Below are 17857 nucleotides of genomic sequence, written 5' to 3'. Positions count from 1 at the left end.
CGCTCTGTGCTACTGTGCGGTCTCTACACTCACCACGGGTGCGCTGAGATTACTGGCATCTATGGCAAAGCGGACGAGCTGGGTTTCGCTGACGTTCAATTGGATGTTGCCAGCGCCCTGCTCCAGAGTAAGTGACTCGCCAACATTGATGGTGCCACCATTACTGCCTAAATTGGGCGATAACCAGTTGGCTTCAGCCACTTTAAATTCATGAGTCCCGGCATCGACGGCAAAAATGATGGCATACACCCCCGCCCCTTCGTACTCCATGGGTCTCGACGTCCCCCAGTCACCCATAATGCCACGGATATAGATGGTTGTATCGCCATAGGGTGCTGGTGTTGCATTGGGATCTTCAGACCCAATGCTCAGCACTGGGCGCTCGGCATTACTGGCATCAACCTCAAAGGTGTAGGCACCATCACTTATCACGTTAAGGGTCAGGTTGTTTCCGCCATTGGTCAGTGTTGCTGACTGGCCGGCTGACACACTGAAGCCCCCACCAATATTGGCGACATCGAAAAATTCGTCAGCCAGCTTGAACTCATACACGCCGGTGACAAACTCAAACTCTGCACGATAAGTATCGTTACCGACATAGGTAAGAGGTTGTGAGGTGTCCCAATCGTTCATACTGCCACGCAGATACACCGTGCTGTCACCGTAAGGAGGCCGTGCCGACAAACCAACCCCCTGTGCTGACTGCTGCGGCTTAACAAAGACCGCTGTGGTCAGTGCCGGCACGTTAAAGTTTCCGTTGTTAAACGATGCGCTCTGTACCCGCTCGTCTGCCGACGCTCGTTGGTTTTCGTGCAAGGTAAAGCCACTGGCGTCGCCGATGTGAAATTGCTGCTCGGACTGTGTGCCGTTAAACAACACCACCACAGCATCATTGTGCGGGTCAATATCATCCAGGCCGATGCCGTCGTCCAGGCTCATCACAATTAAGCCCTGAACCTGTTCTTTGCCAGTATTGTGAAAACGGATGCGCTGCGATACATCCTCTGCGGTAGGCAGCCTGAACAACTTACTGGTTGCCCGAATGTTCAAAAATTCATTGAACAGTGACGAGGTTAACTGAATCTCCCGGGCGCCAAACTGTGAGTTGGGATTGGCCGAAACCTGACGGATCTCTTCCCACCGGGCCTGGTTATCTTGCGCCAGGGGCAAGCCAATATTCCAGTTACTTTCGGTTTTCGTGAAATCTACTTTGTTGAACCAATCACCTGCATCATAGGTGTTACGGTCCATGGATTTGGAACGGATAAGATCAGAGCCCATATGTAAAAACGGAATACCCTGGCTAAGCAGCGGAATGGACAGTGCCACATTTTGCACCCGCACTCTGTCAGCCACTTGCATATCTTCCGGCAGGCCGTACTGTAGCTCATCCCACAGCGCTTCATTGTCGTGCTTCGAAATATAATTTACCGTATCCGCAGGGTCATCACTGTAACCTGCCGGCTGACCATTCCATTCGTAATCATAGGCTGAAAGATAGGTGCCATCGGCGGCCACAAACTGATAGCTTCCTACATTCGCTACCAGCCCGATTCGGATCGTATCCTGGTCGTGTAAACTGCCGCCATTGGTAAACAGTGCGGCACTGCGCACTGCCTCGCGCTGCCTGTCGGAGAACGTGCCCACTTCGGTACCGGCCATATTCAGTTGTGCGGCTTGTTCGAAACGACGGTTGTTGACCACTTCACCAAAATTCCAGCCTTCACCGTAAAAATAGGTATCTGGGTCCACCGCGCGCACTGCTTCGCGCGCATCAAGTATCGCTTGCTTTGGAATATGCCCCATCAAATCAAAGCGGAAAGAATCAAACCCAAAGTGTTCAGCAAAGCTGACCAATGAGTCGTTCATCAGTTTGGCCATCATCACGTGCTCCGTGGCCGTATTTTCGCAGCAGGTCGAGTTTTCGATTCGCCCTGTAATTTCATTTAAACGCTGATAATACCCAGGCACCACCTTATCCAGTACCGATTTATCATACAGCCCTGATGATGCGGTGTGATTATAGACCACATCCAGCACCACGCGCAGACCCATTTCATGCAGCGCCTGGTTCATGGCACGCATTTCAACAATGCGCGCTGTACCATCGGGATCGGTGGCATAGCTGCCTTCTGGGGCCGCAAAATGATGGGGATCGTATCCCCAGTTAAACCCGTCATAAGCGCGCATTGATTCGACCAGCGCCTGGGCCTGAGTCGTCCCTGGCGAATAGCCTTCTAGCACGTCTAATAAGGTGGTGTTGTCATTCTCTGTGCCGCACACCGGTGCTGCGGCGTTAACACTGCACAGGCGGCCGACAGTATCAGTAATATCTACCCTGCTCTGTGCATCTTCAGGAATGGTGGCTATGTCATTGGCAGGGAGCATATGAAAGTGCGTCAGACCTGCGTTTTGCAATGTCTGAAGATGCTGCACCGGCACCGAGTTGGACTCAGTAAATGCCATGTATTTACCCCGGTGTTCCGGGCTGGTGCTTTCATCAAGAATACTGAAATCGCGGATATGACTTTCGTAAATAGTGATGTCTTCGGGATCAGAAACGGTCGGAACAATGTGGTTATCCCACCCGGCTGGTTTTAAGTCGTTATCATTCAGGTTCACAAATTGGGTAAACCTGCCATTGGTCGACAACGACACAGAGTAAGGATCGGTGGATTCAAGTTGCTCAATATTCTGCGTCAGCGGATGATAAACAGAGAGCTCGTAACGATAGAATTGGCGATCTAAGGTTGCCTTGTCGCCGGTGTAATGCCACACCCCAGAGCCTGGCTCTAAGGTCATCGCAACTGTGCTTTGCAGCACTTTTTCTTTGTTGTAAATCTTCAGATTCACCGACTGCGCAGTGGGCGCCCATACCGATGCCGTCACATTACTCCCCTGGTACTTTACCCCCAGCTCGGCTTCATCGGCATCATTGGCAGTTCGTGTATACAAATAATCTAACACTCTTGGGATCTGTACCCGTGTCGCATCTAAAATGTTACCGTTCGCGTCGGCTGCCACGGCAACAAGCTGACCGGTCAGCATGGACTTAGCTTGCTGCTCTGTAACCTGCACACCAAAACCGGTAAAACCATTCAGATGCGGGTTGTTTTCATAGTGAGCCTGCTCGACATTTTGCTGCTGTAACGGCAGTTGATTGGCAGAGTCCAACGCACCAACATTCAGTAACGACACTCCGGCATTAGGTACATCAAGGCTGGCATCGCTTGAATGGTACAACGTAACCGTTGCCGCATCGCTGTAGTCCGTGCGCCATAAAAGGGTATCGTCGTCCATCCAGTGCGCTCTTGCACCGTCCAGAAATTGTGGCCGGCTGGTCACCGGGGTGTACCACAGCTCAGGATGACCGTTAAACGTAAACGCCTGGTTACCAAATTCGGGCTCAAAGCGGCTGTCGCCACCGCCCAGTGCTTTGTCGTTACCTTTATGCACGATGAAGTTGTAACACTCTGCACCGGGCTCGACCGACAGAATATAGTAAGCGCCGTATTCCGGATGCACCCCATCAGCGGGGTAAGGGTCGGCCCAATTACTGAAATATGTGCTTTGGGTGGTGGCGGGCGCATAATTGCCACAGGCCTGACCATTCCACAGATGTAACCCCCAACCATCATATTGCCCGTCCTCGCGGCTGTAGAACACCGCAATTTGGTTGTCAGCTAAATCCAGTCCTGTGCCAGACTCATCGTTTATATTTGCCTGAACGCGAAGGTCGAACGATACAGCGGCTCTTTTAGGTGCCAGCCTTGCTGTGATGTTCGCACTATCGCCAGGTTTTAGTTCAGGGTTGGCTAACTCAAGATAAGGCACACCGCTTTCTTCACCACTGGCATTAAGCAGTGTATGGCTGGTGGCATCGAACAGCAGGCGAATTGGACCAGTAATCTTTTGGTCACTGGTATTTTTAATGCGAATGGTGGAAACGTACTCACGATTTTTCCGGTCAAACGCCGGGCGGCTTGGATAACTGGTATCAGCGGCTTGAATGTTTTGCCAATCAGCCTGCGAGGGGAACTAGCCAATGCCAATAGGGGCAAACAAATAAACGTTAGTTTTTTCATTGCAACAATCCTTATTGCTGTTGTAATTTGCGGCGTAGCGCCACAGCACACAGACCAAATGCAATCAATAATGAAGTGTGTGGTGCAGTCACTTCAACACGTTCAGTCAACGCCACATTGTCTAATGTGAAGATGGAAGCATACGACTCTGCATTGAAGCCTGGCAGAAGAGCAAAGTCGAGTGAGAAGCCATCGTAGCTTGCATCTAACTGGGTGAAAAATGTGCCACTTCCATCTTCAAAGACGAACAATAGCTCCTCAAGGTCCATACCGTTGTTAAGTACTACGCTGAAAGCGTCGGAAAACTCATCTGTTTGAAGATCGAAACCAGAAAAAGTCCAGTCAAATTGCAAGTCCAGAATCGCATCTGGTGACACACTCGACAAATCCAGATTGGTAAACAGGGTGTTAGCAAATTCAGTAGCAAAAGGATTGCCCGTGCTTACTTGCGCCGAGCACTGCCCTGCCTCATCAATTATGGTAAAGTTACTGGTATCAGCAGGTTCTCCAAACCCATCTGTATCCAGCCCCCAATGAGTAAAATCGCAGGTTTGAAAATCTCCGTTGGAGATCAAATTAGCACTGGTTGGTGTGCTCATTACCAGTAAAGTTGCAGCAATTATAAATGTAAATTTCATTGTCCCGCCCTGTCTAGTTTTATCCCGTGTTAAAAATAAGCTTTAAATTGTTAAATATTTGTTTGTGTAACCATATGTTAACCGGGACGGCCACGCTAGAGAGTTTTGTCGAGAATCGGATTGAATACGTATGCACTGCACAGGGACGAGAGGTTTATAGCAAATAAGGGGACATGGCGCGGTTATCAGCCCATGGAAAGCTGGGGTGCTGGCTAGGCAAAGAGGATCAAAAAGTGACTGTGCTATGAGCCTTCGCTGCGCAGGGACGAGAGGTTTATAGCAAAGAAAGGGACATCGCCCGGTTAGCAGCCCATTGGAAAACTAGGGGCTGGCTAGGCAAAGAGGATCGAAAAGTGACTGTGCTATAAGCCTTACTATGAGCCTTCGTTAAAAAACCTAAGAACTTCATGAAGCACGGAAACTTATAGCAGATAAAGTTTGTGGCTGTCCTATTGTCTAATCTCTATCATCTAATCTGAAGAAGTAACCATTGAGAATTGGAGCGTAAGCTAATAAAACCATCACATTAATGCGGGATATTTCATTTTTCCGCGTAGTGGTAGCACTGCATGTAATTCACTCGCATTCCTTTGCTACGCCGCCATTTTTTATTGAAAGGGTTCATCGTCATACCGCACTTGAAGGTTTTATAGAAGTCTCGACCTACCCACTTGTCTAACTGTCGAGGTTTTACAAACTTACGCCAGGAATGAGTCCCCTTTGGCAAATAGCCCATAACAAACTCTGCGCCGACGATCGTCACCAAATAACTGGTAAGTGTACGGTTGATGGTGGCCAGAATAAGCATGCCTCCTGGTCTCACCAGACGAACACAGTCCTTTATCATGTCAGCCTGATCAGCCACATGCTGGACAACTTCAGCATTTATAACTACATCGAACTTTTGTGCATTATCCAGTTCTTCCACCAGGCAATGTTTGTAGTCGATAGCCAATCCCTCGTGCTCGGCATGACGCCTGGCCACTTCAATACTGATATTACTGGCATCGATGCCGGTGACGTGAGCACCTTTCGTAGCCACGGCTTCACTAATCAGGCCCCCACCGCATCCCACATCCAGAATGTTTAAATCGTGAAACGCATTATCTTTATCGTGAGAACGTCCAAAGTGATGACAAATCTCATGGAGCATGATGGCGGTGCGGGCCCGGTTAAATTCCAACGCTGTCGTATACTCACCTTCCGGGTCCCGACAGGTCTCAGCCACTTTATCAAAGCGGGCGATTTCCTCTGCAGAAAAATTTTCACTACTGCGGGCGTTACGTCTCTTTCTTTTGTTCAGCATACAAAGTCTCTAATGGATAGGTCGCAACAATTGCTACAGCTGATTAAATTTTATACTACAAAAGACAAGGTTTTGATTAGATGAGGATAAACAACGGCAATTGAAACCAATATTTTTTGGCAAACCACTCATGTTGCGCTGCAAGAAATCCGGTCTTGTTCTAGGAAAATTTTGTAACCGAGACCCCGGTTAATTTCCAAAAGTACAGTATTTGCGCAGTCCTTGATGTGCCATTTTCAGCATCTTACACAAGTCTGATAAATGACCTATTCTCACCACGTCCCGATATGATACTCACAGACATAACAGTCGGTTGTCGATGTAGCCTGTGCGCTGTCGTGAACTTAATGGCAAAGCGATTAGGGCAAAGTGAATAGGAAAGTGAATAGGACAGTCACTTTCTTTGCTTTGCATTACCCCCTATTCACTGGTTTTGGGTCCACTCTACGAAGTATTAATAACACCTGTTAGTGAACTACGCCCGAATTCGGATAATAAGTGCACCACTCATGGTTAAACGGTGAGAAGAGATCAACTGCCTGTTGGTGGTACTCTGTAGTCGCCAAACAAACATGAGTAGTTACCATGAGTTACAAGCAGTTGATCGAGGGACAACGATATCAGATCGAAGCCTACTTGCGCGAGGGTTTCAGCTATCGGGAGACTGGGAAGCGGCTGAAAGTTTGTCACACGACCATCAGTAGAGAAGTTCGGCGTAACAGTATTCGTGATAACCACTATCTGCCTGAAGTCGCTCATGCTAAGACAGTTAAACGACGATGTCAGGCAGCGAAATCTAGCGTATCAGGGTTAACTATCACGTTCGTCGAGTTCGGGTTGAGCCAGAAATGGAGTCCGGAGCAAATTGCTGGTGTAGGTAAGGCCATAGGTCATAGCGTCAGCCTTGAGTGGATTTACGGCTACGTACAGCGAGACACACTGCGTGGCGGTAAGCTGCACAAGCAACTGCGACATAGTCGTCGTAAGTACCGAAAAGGCAGTCGCGCGAAGCGCGTAATTATTCCGAACCGAGTTGGCATTGAGCACCGTCCGGCCATTGTTGATAAGAAAAAGCGGTTTGGTGACTGGGAAGCCGACACCGTATTAGACAAGAACGGTACGGGTGCCATCGTTAGCCTGGTTGAACGCAAAAGCAAGCTGTACCTGATACGAAAAGTGCCAGCGAAAAGCGCGGCTGATGTAAGCCAAGCCATGATTGGCATGCTATGGCGCTATCGCGGCCATGTCCATACGATTACGGCAGACAACGGCGCGGAATTCTGTGCTCACGCACAGGTTGCGGATAAACTGAAAACGAATATCTACTTCGCCAATCCGTACTCGTCGTGGGAGCGCGGACTGAACGAAAACTTTAACTGACTGCTGCGGCAATATATCCGTAAAGGGACAGACTTGCGGACGGTGACGGCCAAACAGATTGCTGATGTTGAGCGTGCGCTAAATGCGAGACCAAGGAAGTGCCTTGGGTTTAAACAGCCATCGGTCGTGTTCAAAACATTACGCAAAGCAGCTTAATTTAGCGAGTGGTGCACTTCGGGGTTGAATCCGCGGCCGCCGAACAAAGAATCACTTATGTATAATCCTGAGTGCACCGACCGGCTGTATCCATGGAGTGACTAAAATTATAGCTGATTAGGGAATCACTATTTTCTTTTCTACCGATTAAAAATCAACCTCCAGATAGTTTAGCTTTGTCTTAGCACAACCTTAAGCCTAACATAAAAAGCTTATTAAATCAGACCTCCTCCGGCCAAAGCTCTCCCATTATACTGGCAGAAATAATGGCAACAAAAACAACACTTAAATTTCTATCGAAGTCAGTAATACAAAACGTAATTATTTCGTTTATTAAAATTGCCGACAGACTTGAAAAGACTATAGAAGCTATCTTTTTATACTTTAATTTATTCATATTACCTTCTTTTAAAAATAGAGCCATATTTTAATATAGCCCTACTTTACCATTACTTTCGTTATCTTAATTTATATGTAACAAAGCCTGCCGTGGCAGCCCCTGCTGTTGCGCTCACTGCATTAAAGCCACCTGCGCCCCATACAAAACCACCAGCAGCGGCACCAGCAAATCCTGACCCACTCAAACCTGAGCCCCAGCCGCTCATCGCATAGCCAGCCATAGAGGAAGCGGCTCCTACCACACCCATCCCAACATTGACCAAAATTCCACCATTTACCTTTTCCATCTCATATATATCTAATTCATACATATTTATTTTCCCTGAAATCATCTTATTGCGTAAGGCAGATTTTTGCCTCTTCACAAAAAATCAAAAATAGAAGGACTTATGGAATACGATAAAACTTAAACCCATAAACCATCTGAAACTAGCCTTTACCTCTAAAGGCCTACTCCAGAATAAACAGTTTTGCTTTTTAAAAAACTGTACAAAAAGCGTGTTTTATTGAACACTATAAATATGTAAACCACCATCCAAACAAATTTTAAAAGGAAAATGTAACAGTCACTTTTTTGCTTTGCATTACCGCTTCATTCAGTGCGATTTAGCAATAAATTTAACTCAAATATTGCACTTAAGTTCAGTTACATTGGACCTTAAGCTTCTGTAAATTTTATTACGCTAATGAATCTATAATTAGCAGGACATGAAATTTCAATGAAAGGGGATATGAAGTAAGAGAACTGACGGTTGAGGAAACCAATGATATTAGCGGCGGAATAGTAGCGCTTTACTGGGTAGGTGTAGGGGCCGTTTGGGCTTATCGATCATATAATTCGGTAAGGTTTGTTTCACAAACTATGGCCGGCGGAGCCTTGTATGACGGTGCCAAGTCAATGATCCCCTAGCTGTAATAGCGTACGGCCTTGCCCGTACGCTCATTTGTGAAGCGTAACCATGCGTATAAATGAAAGTCGTTGTCCTTGCTGCAAAAGCAATATTGGGATGCTTGAGAAAATAAAGCTATTAGTCTACGAAACAATTACATGCCAAACCTGTGGCACTACGCTAACCGTGAGTATTTTTCAGCTGTCCTCGCAACCTGTATTTTAGGTGTACCTGCCTGGCTCCTCTTTGACGAACTCTTTATAAATACTGACATCCACCATTATTTGAAGCTTTTCTTTGGCTTCAGTGTTTGTATGTGCACGGCACGACCTGGCTTTCCATTCACCACACTTGCCCAGGTAAGGCGCTGAGCATGCACATTTAAAAGAACCAAATGCGCAAACGCAGAAACATACTTTAAGACGGATTATCTGAACAATCAGAAAGTGGTTTGATTGACCAGTATTTAGCGATAACCGTCTACGCCCCGCCCCTCTCATGTTGCAAGGCGTTGAAATATTTAGACTTATCAACTGGCATGGCAACTGCTTCAACTTATTGAAATTAAATGGCAATCAATAACTAACGGAGCAACCGTCATGGTTAAACTTGAAGATCGTCCTATCGAGCAGGTCAGGGAAGAAGTGATCGATAAGCTGATTTATCACTACAGTCATGGCGTAATTTCAGCTGAGGCGTTTGAGCGTCGCCTGGATAATGCGATGGCCAGTCAGGACCATCAGGAAATTGCTCAATTGGCTGCCGACCTTACCCTGCAAGTCGATGATAATTACACGCGGCAAAAAGAGAAAAAGCTTAATATCAATTACACCGCTGGTGAGACGCCTGATAATGAAACCATTATCAATATTATGGGCGGCTCCGACAGGTCTGGGCGCTGGCTGGTGCCGGCGGAAATTCGCGTTTTTAACTTTATGGGTGGTTCAGACATAGACTTTTCCGACGCGGTGTTTACCACCCCAAATGTAACAATTAAAACCCTTTGTATAATGGGCGGAACCGATATAAAAGTGCCGGAAAATGTAAATGTGGTCACCAAAGCATTTTGTTTGATGGGCGGTATTGACAATAATGCCCCGTCCATCGCCGACCGACAGGCCCCAACCATTACCGTGGAAGGCTTTGTGTTCATGGGTGGGGTAGATATCGGCCTTAAACGCACTATTAAAGAAAAGTTTGTGGAGCTGGCAGAGCAGATGAAAGCGCTATTCGGAAGCTCCACACGGTAGGCGGTAAATCTGGTGCCTTAGCTGAACTAATGCAAGCGTAGTGGCACTGGTTGTTTTGCATAATCCATTGCGACACCTCCCGCCAAGCTTTGTGGCTGGTTTTTACCGCCCGGGGAAACCAGCCAGGCACACAGCCTTTTACCTTTTAGTTGGCAAATTTCAAAAAGCTTTTTGCTATTCCTTTATAACTTCGTCAGGCCCATTAAAAGCCCAGTGGTTTTCAATGGATGTCCTTTCTGGACACAGCTATGGACACTCACCTTTTCTCAAACGTCTTACTAGTAATGAATAGAGTCCAGCTATGGACCTCCGCCTTGTCTCTAACGTCTTACTAGTAGTGAATAGGGCCGTAACCCTCATTCGTGTTGGCGCCAGTGTTACATGCCTTACTAGTTCCTGTGTGTGCGTCATTGCTGGCCTTCTTGTGTCCTGTGAGCAGCGCGCAACATAATAACTAAGACTTTCTGAACCTGATCACCATGTGTAATTTGCGGTAAGTGAAAGCTGCTCAGCGCGCCCTGGGGTACCAGGAATCTCTTCAAACGACTCATCCCACAAATTATCGAAAGCGAAAACAAGGTTGAAACGCTCAAACTGAGGGGGTGAATAGGTAGCGGTAAAATGGGTGAAAAACGCACTACTACGGCCGTTTCTCAAGCGGTTATCTTCTTGCTTGCGCCACTCATTATCCACTCTTACCTCAATGACATCACTCAGAAACCACACCAGGCCCAGGGTGAACCGGTGCGGTGGATAATTCAAGGCATAGAAGCTGGCGTCGATACTCGCGTCTCGGTAGTCTTCCGATTTATTCAGGTAAGTATACCCTGCAACTAAGTCAGCATTGGCCAGCCGCTTAACAGCAAAGAACTCGACCCCCAGGGTTTCAATATCCACAGGGTTTGCGCTGCGTGCTGAGGTGGAGTCAAAACGATAAGTCCAATCGGTTAACCCATGATCCCACCGGTAAAATAGGGCGGCGTCCACCCGCCATGAGGTGTGGTCCAGCGACACGCCTAACTCTGTATTGTCACTGGTCTCACGCTGTAAAGTGTTGTTACTTCTGAAAAGCCCGCTCGTGGTGCTGCCGCCAATTGCGGTGTAGCCAGCCACTTGCGAGGCTTGCGAGTAGGATAGCGTGACGGTACGTGTAGCATTATCGCGATGCTGCGTTACCCAACGAATATCACTGATCAGTGAAAATTTTGACGCATCACGGTTGGTATCATCAAATGCCGCGCCTAACCGAAATGTGAGGCGTTCATGCTCATTGAGTACAGCCTGGTACTCTGGCACCATACTGATCTTATAATAATCACGAGAGGTGAAGTTATTTTCCAGGGTGGTTGATTCAATCGCGTCGGCCATGAACTGTGCAGCATAATTAAAGGTAACGTTTGGCGTCGACCGATGGCGTCCCGAGACCGCCAGCGAGCTGACTTTTGTCTCATGAAAGGCCTGAAAACCCTCAGGGTTTTTTCGTGAAAAAACATAATGATCATTATGCTTTCTGTAATAGGCTGAGAGTTCTACAACGCTCTGTTGCCCATACAGTTGCTGATGGTTGAGCATCACCAATTCGGTCCGCAAGTTCTCGGTTTCATTAACGTTAAACGGCGTATACATATTAGGCCAGCCAAAAAACTTTTCCTGGTAGCCATAAAACAGATCCGTTTGCACCGTGTCATTTTGCAGCTGAATGCGCCCTGATGCCCGCTCAAAATTGTGATCACCGTTTTCAATGGTACCGTCACTTTCAGAACGTGAGTACTCGCCTTCTACCCCTACACGCGCTGATGAGGAGGATTGAACCGGCCTGGTTACGCCGCCGTGGACTCGTTGTAGATTGAAGTGGTTGTTGCCCACACCCAATGAAATATTTCCACCGGTTTGAATCGCTCGCCATTCAAACGCCACCGTACCCACTGAACTGTTCATCCCATAAAGCGCATTTTCTACGCCGGTGAAAATAGACGGCGATGACAGCATTTCAGGGGCAATCGGAATTTCTGAAAAGTAGTGACCTGTTTGCGGATCGTATAAGGTCGCACTACCCACCGTAAAACCGGTATTTTCGAAAATACCACCTCGAATGGTAACGTCGGCCTGGGCCTCAGCCATGTTTCTTGATTGCAGATCCACCCGTGGATCATATTCCAGATTAGAAACGGGAGCGCTGAATGTACCCACCGGTTGTTCATTGGCGGTTGCTGCACTTTCAACCGTAATTCTTTCGATGTCCTCCTGGCTCCTGTCTTCACTATGACAAGGCATGGCAGCGACAACCGATATGCCAACCACAATATTCATGGCAGTGCGAAACATGCTTTTTCCTTTATTTTAAGTAATCCGGGCTTGGCGCAATAGATCCGAGCAAGGTCAACGTTTCGCTGCGGTAAAACCCGCAGGCAGTGGAAAACACTTCGCACCCTGGCCCTGGTCGAAAATGGCCACAGAGTGTAGTTGATTGTGCAGCAACTGCCTATCCCCTCAGGGATATCTGGTGTGGTAATTGTTTACGCGGGGAGCGGTGTTTAAAACATAACGGCAGGCAGCGTTATCGGTCGTTAACCCTGGATGCCGATAACAGCTGCTATAAATAAACCTGTCGCTTTGCTGGTAGAAAACGAGCTTGTCCCCATGAAGAATGAAGTTGTAACCGAGTCGAGGCAAGGCTTTTTTGCAACAGAGGCTGTGCCCGATAGGGCAATAGGTCTGTTGAGCAAACAGTCAAAACAGGCCCCGCCCCCGGGGGAAAACCTTACTGAATTACTCTGCTTGCGCAAGGGGCTGGACAAAACAAAGTAACGGCCCACCAGCACGAGCTATTGGTGAGGCGCCCGATAAGTTGCTTGCTACATTACCATTTACTAACCTCAGTAACCTCGCCGCTGTGTCTCAACTTTCAACCGCGCTTCTTAACCAGGAACAATGGGCGCCGTTATATAAGGCGCTGAGACATAATCCGTGATGTGCGGTGACTCGCCAGGGAGTAAACTTACCTGGCTGAGCTTTATTTTGTCCTGTTTTTTGTCGTGATCTTCGCCGGTTACGCGGCCTGTGAGCCTCACACGCTATTGTCTTATAACGGAAGCCAGACTTTTCTCACTCCTGGATTGCACCGAGTATTTGCTCTAACTGCGATGAGGAAGGAAGTCCTTGTTGAAACTTCACCGCCTCAGATGCATCCCTATAGAAAATTACGGGTGTAGCATTAACGCCCAGCTTTTGCATCAATGTATGATTCTTTTTTAGCTGTGCTTGCACTTTTGCAGATGGTGACTGCAATGGCTCTAGCGAACTGTTGGTACTGGCTTCATGTTTATGCAATGCTTCACCTGGATTTTTGGCACTTAAGATAGCCGCTGATTTTCCATAGCTGTCAGCCTTTAATATACCCACCAGAATATGTCTGATTTGCACCTTACCTGACTCTACCCAAGGCCGGGCTTGCTCCCAGAATTGTTTGCAATAAGGACAGTTGGGATCGGTGAAGGTATAGATGATTTTATCTGCATTTTCATCACCATCAGGAATCCAATTCGAAGAGGATAATGCCTGCCATTTTTTCTCGCTCAGGGACCCCTGATATATTCATCAAGCTTTTCTTTGCCCATATCGCGCCCCGCCGCATCGAGCATTTTTCCGGTGAAAAGATATTGTTTATCTTCGGAAAGGTAGACCGTAAGTGCATTCCCTCTGAAATCGACGATATAGCCTGTGACACCCGCAGGGGCAGCATAAGAGTCCACCACTTCCCCGCCCTGCTTTTCTATGAATTGAAGAGGCTTCGGCAATTCGTTATCCGCGGCAACTGTCGGATGTGCGAAAGCCAGCAATAGTAGCGCTCGTTTTAACATTGATATACCCCGCTATGTTTCATTATTATCTTCAAGAAATGGCTGCAAATAATGTTGCAGACTTGCTTCTGAAAGCTCGCCCATATGACTGTTGATCAGTTTGCCTTCAGAGTTATAAAAGAGGGTGGTAGGAAGGCCATAGGCCCCAAGCTCTTTGGCTGAACGCCCAGAAAAATCATAGTAAACATTTTTTATTTCGATATTTTGTTTAGACAAAAATGCCCGGGCGACGGCGGGTGCTTCCGATTGATTAACGAAAATAAATTTCATATCCCGGTGCTGTTGCTGTGCGTCTTGCAAGATCGGCATTTCCCGGCGGCACGGGGGGCACCAGGAAGCCCAAAAGTTTATTATCACTGGCTTGCCTATCTCCAGATTCAGGGTTTCCGGCTCCCCTTCGAAATTGGTAACGTCAATGCCTTTACCCGCGGTTTGATTGTTCATCCACACATTCACCACGAAAAGTGGAAAAACAACCACGCCTGTAATCACAGCAGATTTTAAATAAGTTGTAGCAAGTTTACGCTGGGCCCGGGAACGGATAAAAAGGAGCATAATGCCGGTGAACCAGCCTATCTGCTGATTGAACCCTCCGTCCCTGATATCGAAAGCTGAAACCCAGTCCTGTTGGTAGACTTCCCACAAAGCGATAACAAACATAATACGGGCGACCAGAAAGCCTGCCACTACACTCCAAAACAAGGTGTCAGTCGCAAACTTTTGATAGTTGGTTGACCTTGTAAAAAAACTCACAAAAAACCAGAATAGCAGGATACTGGCGAGCGTCAGAGCGGTACTGGTCATCAGTGCAAATGGGCCTATCGAAATGCTGGTCACTACATACGTAATTTTGGATGAGTTATGCTGATAGACTATCTGGCCCAGATTAATTTGGTATTAATTTGCGAAAAGTTTTTTGTAAGCCACAACGTACTGTAAGGTTTTATGAATATACTCCTGGTTGAGGACGATGCAGTTATTGCTGATGCGATATGCGTTTACCTGAGTAAAGCGCTCATGCAGGTGACGCACGCGGCAACTTTAAGTGAAGCAAAACACCATATCGCTACATGTCATTTTGACCTTTGTCTCTTAGATATCGCGTTACCCGATGGCAGCGGGCTGGGGTTAATCGCCCTTGCTAAAAGCAAGTCTCTGGAGATGCCTATTATCTTATTAACAGCCAAAGATGCACTTGAAGATAAAGTTCAGGGTTTAAACCAAGGTGCAGATGACTACATCACCAAACCCTTTGATTTTGAAGAGCTGGTGGCAAGAATCAATAGAGTCTATAGACGGTTTACTCATCAGCACAACAATTATTTGCAACATGGCGAGTTAAAATATGACTTAAAGAACAAGCTCGCCATGTTAGGCGACAAACGGTTAGCCTTGTCTGCTTCAGAGCTTCGGCTACTGGTGGCATTTTTATCTAACCCCAACCGGGTTTTGGTGGAAAGTCAGCTAAAAGACTATGTGTATGGGGTAAACGAAGACGTCAGTAGTAATGCCCTTAATGTTCATCTGTTCAACTTACGCAAAAAAATCGGTAAAAATACCATTGTCACAGAACGTGGCCTTGGGTTTCGTCTCGCCTCGTGTGAAGATCAAAAATGAGCCTTCGCTGTAAACTTCTATTGATTATCGCACCTGTCTTTTTTGTGCTGTGGCTTATTGCGAGTTACTTCTCTATCACCCAGCTACAGAATGAAATTAACCAGGCTATGGATAGCCGGCTGCAGTCTACCGCTCGGATGGTCAACAACCTGGCGCTTTCCAACCCGCAGGTGGGAGCCAGACCGGGGCTCGATGCCAGTAAAGTGTTTAGTAACAGTGGCTCGGCCAAAGGTCTTGCATGCAAGATTAGCTCGTTAAGCGGTGAGGTGATTGCTAACAGTCATCCTGGTGAGTTCGCTTCGCCGCCCACGGCAACCTCTGGCTTCAACTCTTTTATGGTCGGCGAAACCCAGTGGCGAAGCTACACCTTAAATACGCCTGATCTTAATATTGCGATTGCAGAAAAACTATCTGAACGTCGTTCTATCTTTGTTAGTATGGTACTGGTGAGTGCATTACCTACCTTCATAGCCATCATAGTGTCGTTTGTGATTATTTGGTTTGCGATAGGCCGCGAGCTCAAGCCGCTTCAACGACTGAAAAAGGCGATTACCAACAGATCGCCAGATGATTTAAAGCCTATCCAGCTAGAGCACAAACTTATCGAGCTGTCCCCGCTTATCGATAGCCAAAATTCTCTGTTTGGAAAACTTGAAGGCGTCATCGAAAGGGAAAAATCCTTCACCGCCAATGCTGCGCACGAGTTGAGAACCCCGCTGACCGGTATCATCAGTCAGTTACAAGTTGCCAAAATTACCGATGGCGAGCCTAAGAATAACGCCATCAGACAAAGTCTTGCCAGTGCACTGCGGCTTCAGAGCCTGGTGGAGAACTTGCTTTTGCTTGCACGGGTGGAAAACGATGGCGCGCGGGGCAATGTTCAGCCCTGGAATCTGCACCATGAATTGGACAGCGTATTTGAACAATTAGGCTTTGCTCGTAGCAATATTGATATTCAGCTTGAATGCGCTGCAGTTATCACTCACATTCCCGCTTTTGCCTTCAGTATTATTATCAAGAATTTAGTAGAAAATGCCCGCCATCATGGGCAGACAGGCCCGCCGATATCGCTGATGATTAAAGAAAGCACTGATGACTTCAAGATTGAGGTGCAGAATGCTGCGCTCCTTGCTGACGAAACCCTCGAAAAAATGTCGCAGCGCTTCTGGCGAGATAGCTCTGCGCGAGGCACCGGCCTTGGCTTAGCTATAGTGAACGCTTTAGTTAAAGCGTTAGGCGGCAGTATTGACTACGTTTACGACAAAAAATCTTTGAGTGTCTGTATAAAGTTTCCATTGAAAAGTGAGACGCTTTGATTGTCCAACTCACCTCGCCCTGACTCTCGCCTGATAGGAGTGTGCAAAAAGTGGCGTAAGGCGATACCGGTCGTTTAGGATGGATACCCTACTCAGATTCCCGGCGGGCAACACAGACAGAGCGATTGATATGTGATGCTCTGTTAAGCCAGTTACTGCCCCAACCTCTGCTATTTTCAGCATCTTCACTACTGCAATTTCGTTTTTATACTGCCTCGCTTCAATCACGATATTGACGGCAGTGAAAACATCCCGCTGATGATCGGCCGTGTTCCCACGGAGGTAAGTACTTTGTGGCGTCTGGTTTTTCGTAATATTCGACGCATAAACGCCTTATCCGCCCCTTACATCAAAAGGAGAAAAAGATGAAAGTTCATCTGAACCTGTTAGCGCTTTCGGCACTGATGACCTTTACGGTGCAGGCCGCCGAAGGACTGATAAAAAAGCCAAGTGCCTATTCGGTCACCGAAACGGCCGATCGCTTTGAGCAGTTAGTAAACGAGAAGAAACTGACCTTCTTTACGCGTATCGACCATGCCGCCAATGCTGATAATGTGAGTCTTTCATTACGGCCTACAACAACGCTGATTTTTGGTAACCCCAAGATTGGTACCCCCCTGATGCAATGCGCGCCGACGGTAGCCATCGATCTTCCGCAAAAAGCCTTGGTATGGCAAGACGACAAGGGGCAGGTGTGGCTGGGTTATAATGACCCGGAGTACTTGAAAACGCGCCATGGGATTGAAGGCTGTGACAAGTATTTGAAAAAAATTGAAACGGTATTGGGCAGTCTCAGTGATCGCGTTACCCAACAAGAACATTAAAGCCGCGCATTTGACAGCGGTGGCCTGCCTGGCTTGATCCCCCGTGCCGGGGTGTATAAGTGACTCATAGTGTGCGGTTAGCCTGGCGTAGATTAGCGTTCGAATCCAGAGCGCCACAGGCAATACAAAAAAAGCC

12 protein-coding genes and 1 pseudogene are annotated in these 17857 nt (G+C 47.4%); 5 read left to right on the top strand and 8 right to left on the bottom strand.

The annotated features are described in order from the left end of the window. Positions 1 to 9: 9 nt before the first annotated feature. The 3 genes from pulA to ubiG all read right to left on the bottom strand — a co-directional run bounded on the left by pulA (position 10) and on the right by ubiG (position 6029). Positions 10 to 3834, bottom strand: a complete 3825-nt coding sequence (gene pulA, locus IT774_RS02905) for a pullulanase-type alpha-1,6-glucosidase (protein ID WP_232365099.1) — start codon at positions 3832 to 3834, stop codon at positions 10 to 12. 262 nt (positions 3835 to 4096) lie between these two features. Then, positions 4097 to 4723 (bottom strand): hypothetical protein, encoded by a 627-nt coding sequence (locus tag IT774_RS02900; protein ID WP_195811257.1) that lies wholly within the window; start codon positions 4721 to 4723, stop codon positions 4097 to 4099. Positions 4724 to 5264: 541 nt separating this feature from the next. Further along, positions 5265 to 6029, bottom strand: coding sequence for a bifunctional 2-polyprenyl-6-hydroxyphenol methylase/3-demethylubiquinol 3-O-methyltransferase UbiG (ubiG, locus tag IT774_RS02895; protein WP_195811256.1), 765 nt, complete (start codon positions 6027 to 6029; stop codon positions 5265 to 5267). Between the two features lie 585 nt (positions 6030 to 6614). Here ubiG and IT774_RS02890 point away from each other — a divergent pair. Further along, positions 6615 to 7565, top strand: a pseudogene (locus tag IT774_RS02890) (IS30 family transposase). A gap of 458 nt (positions 7566 to 8023) precedes the next feature. Here the strand turns inward: IT774_RS02890 and IT774_RS02885 are convergent. Next, complete coding sequence (locus tag IT774_RS02885) at positions 8024 to 8275, bottom strand: hypothetical protein (RefSeq protein ID WP_195811255.1); 252 nt, start codon at positions 8273 to 8275, stop codon at positions 8024 to 8026. Positions 8276 to 9453: 1178 nt separating this feature from the next. Between IT774_RS02885 and IT774_RS02880 the strand changes: the two genes are divergently transcribed. Continuing rightward, complete coding sequence (locus IT774_RS02880; protein WP_195811254.1) at positions 9454 to 10104, top strand: LiaF domain-containing protein; 651 nt, start codon at positions 9454 to 9456, stop codon at positions 10102 to 10104. 474 nt (positions 10105 to 10578) lie between these two features. Here the strand turns inward: IT774_RS02880 and IT774_RS02875 are convergent, their stop codons facing one another. The 4 genes from IT774_RS02875 to IT774_RS02865 form a co-directional block, all read right to left on the bottom strand. Then, entirely contained in the window at positions 10579 to 12378 is a 1800-nt protein-coding gene (locus IT774_RS02875) for a TonB-dependent receptor plug domain-containing protein (protein WP_232365170.1), read from the bottom strand. A gap of 831 nt (positions 12379 to 13209) precedes the next feature. After that, positions 13210 to 13641 carry a thiol:disulfide interchange protein DsbG gene (gene dsbG, locus IT774_RS17240; RefSeq protein WP_232365169.1) on the bottom strand — a complete coding sequence of 144 codons (432 nt, stop codon included), beginning with the start codon at positions 13639 to 13641 and terminating at the stop codon, positions 13210 to 13212. 38 nt (positions 13642 to 13679) lie between these two features. Continuing rightward, positions 13680 to 13964, bottom strand: a complete 285-nt coding sequence (locus tag IT774_RS17235; RefSeq protein ID WP_232365098.1) for a hypothetical protein — start codon at positions 13962 to 13964, stop codon at positions 13680 to 13682. Between the two features lie 12 nt (positions 13965 to 13976). Beyond that, positions 13977 to 14801 (bottom strand): TlpA family protein disulfide reductase, encoded by an 825-nt coding sequence (locus IT774_RS02865; RefSeq protein WP_269749786.1) that lies wholly within the window; start codon positions 14799 to 14801, stop codon positions 13977 to 13979. Between the two features lie 108 nt (positions 14802 to 14909). Between IT774_RS02865 and IT774_RS02860 the strand changes: the two genes are divergently transcribed. From IT774_RS02860 to IT774_RS02850, 3 genes are all read left to right on the top strand, one after another. Then, positions 14910 to 15581, top strand: coding sequence for a response regulator transcription factor (locus IT774_RS02860; protein ID WP_195811252.1), 672 nt, complete (start codon positions 14910 to 14912; stop codon positions 15579 to 15581). Then, complete coding sequence (locus IT774_RS02855; protein ID WP_195811251.1) at positions 15578 to 16897, top strand: histidine kinase dimerization/phospho-acceptor domain-containing protein; 1320 nt, start codon at positions 15578 to 15580, stop codon at positions 16895 to 16897. The genes IT774_RS02860 and IT774_RS02855 overlap by 4 nt, the downstream gene beginning before the upstream one ends. Positions 16898 to 17262: 365 nt before the next feature. Continuing rightward, positions 17263 to 17721, top strand: a complete 459-nt coding sequence (locus IT774_RS02850; protein ID WP_195811250.1) for a DUF302 domain-containing protein — start codon at positions 17263 to 17265, stop codon at positions 17719 to 17721. The last annotated feature ends 136 nt before the right edge of the window (positions 17722 to 17857 follow it).

The sequence above is a fragment of the Salinimonas marina genome, assembly GCF_015644725.1.
In the GTDB taxonomy this organism is placed as follows: domain Bacteria; phylum Pseudomonadota; class Gammaproteobacteria; order Enterobacterales; family Alteromonadaceae; genus Alteromonas.
Note: the sequence above shows the minus strand (reverse complement) of the source record. Positions and strands in the feature narration are given on the sequence as shown.

What these genes read in the sequence shown, in the direction of transcription:
- IT774_RS02900 (WP_195811257.1), bottom strand. Translation starts at nt 4,723, where the DNA reads ATGAAATTTACATTTATAATTGCTGCAACTTTACTGGTAATGAGCACA.
- ubiG (WP_195811256.1), bottom strand. Translation starts at nt 6,029, where the DNA reads ATGCTGAACAAAAGAAAGAGACGTAACGCCCGCAGTAGTGAAAATTTT.
- IT774_RS02885 (WP_195811255.1), bottom strand. Translation starts at nt 8,275, where the DNA reads ATGTATGAATTAGATATATATGAGATGGAAAAGGTAAATGGTGGAATT.
- IT774_RS02880 (WP_195811254.1), top strand. Translation starts at nt 9,454, where the DNA reads ATGGTTAAACTTGAAGATCGTCCTATCGAGCAGGTCAGGGAAGAAGTG.
- IT774_RS02875 (WP_232365170.1), bottom strand. Translation starts at nt 12,378, where the DNA reads ATGCCTTGTCATAGTGAAGACAGGAGCCAGGAGGACATCGAAAGAATT.
- IT774_RS17235 (WP_232365098.1), bottom strand. Translation starts at nt 13,964, where the DNA reads ATGTTAAAACGAGCGCTACTATTGCTGGCTTTCGCACATCCGACAGTT.
- IT774_RS02860 (WP_195811252.1), top strand. Translation starts at nt 14,910, where the DNA reads ATGAATATACTCCTGGTTGAGGACGATGCAGTTATTGCTGATGCGATA.
- IT774_RS02855 (WP_195811251.1), top strand. Translation starts at nt 15,578, where the DNA reads ATGAGCCTTCGCTGTAAACTTCTATTGATTATCGCACCTGTCTTTTTT.
- IT774_RS02850 (WP_195811250.1), top strand. Translation starts at nt 17,263, where the DNA reads ATGAAAGTTCATCTGAACCTGTTAGCGCTTTCGGCACTGATGACCTTT.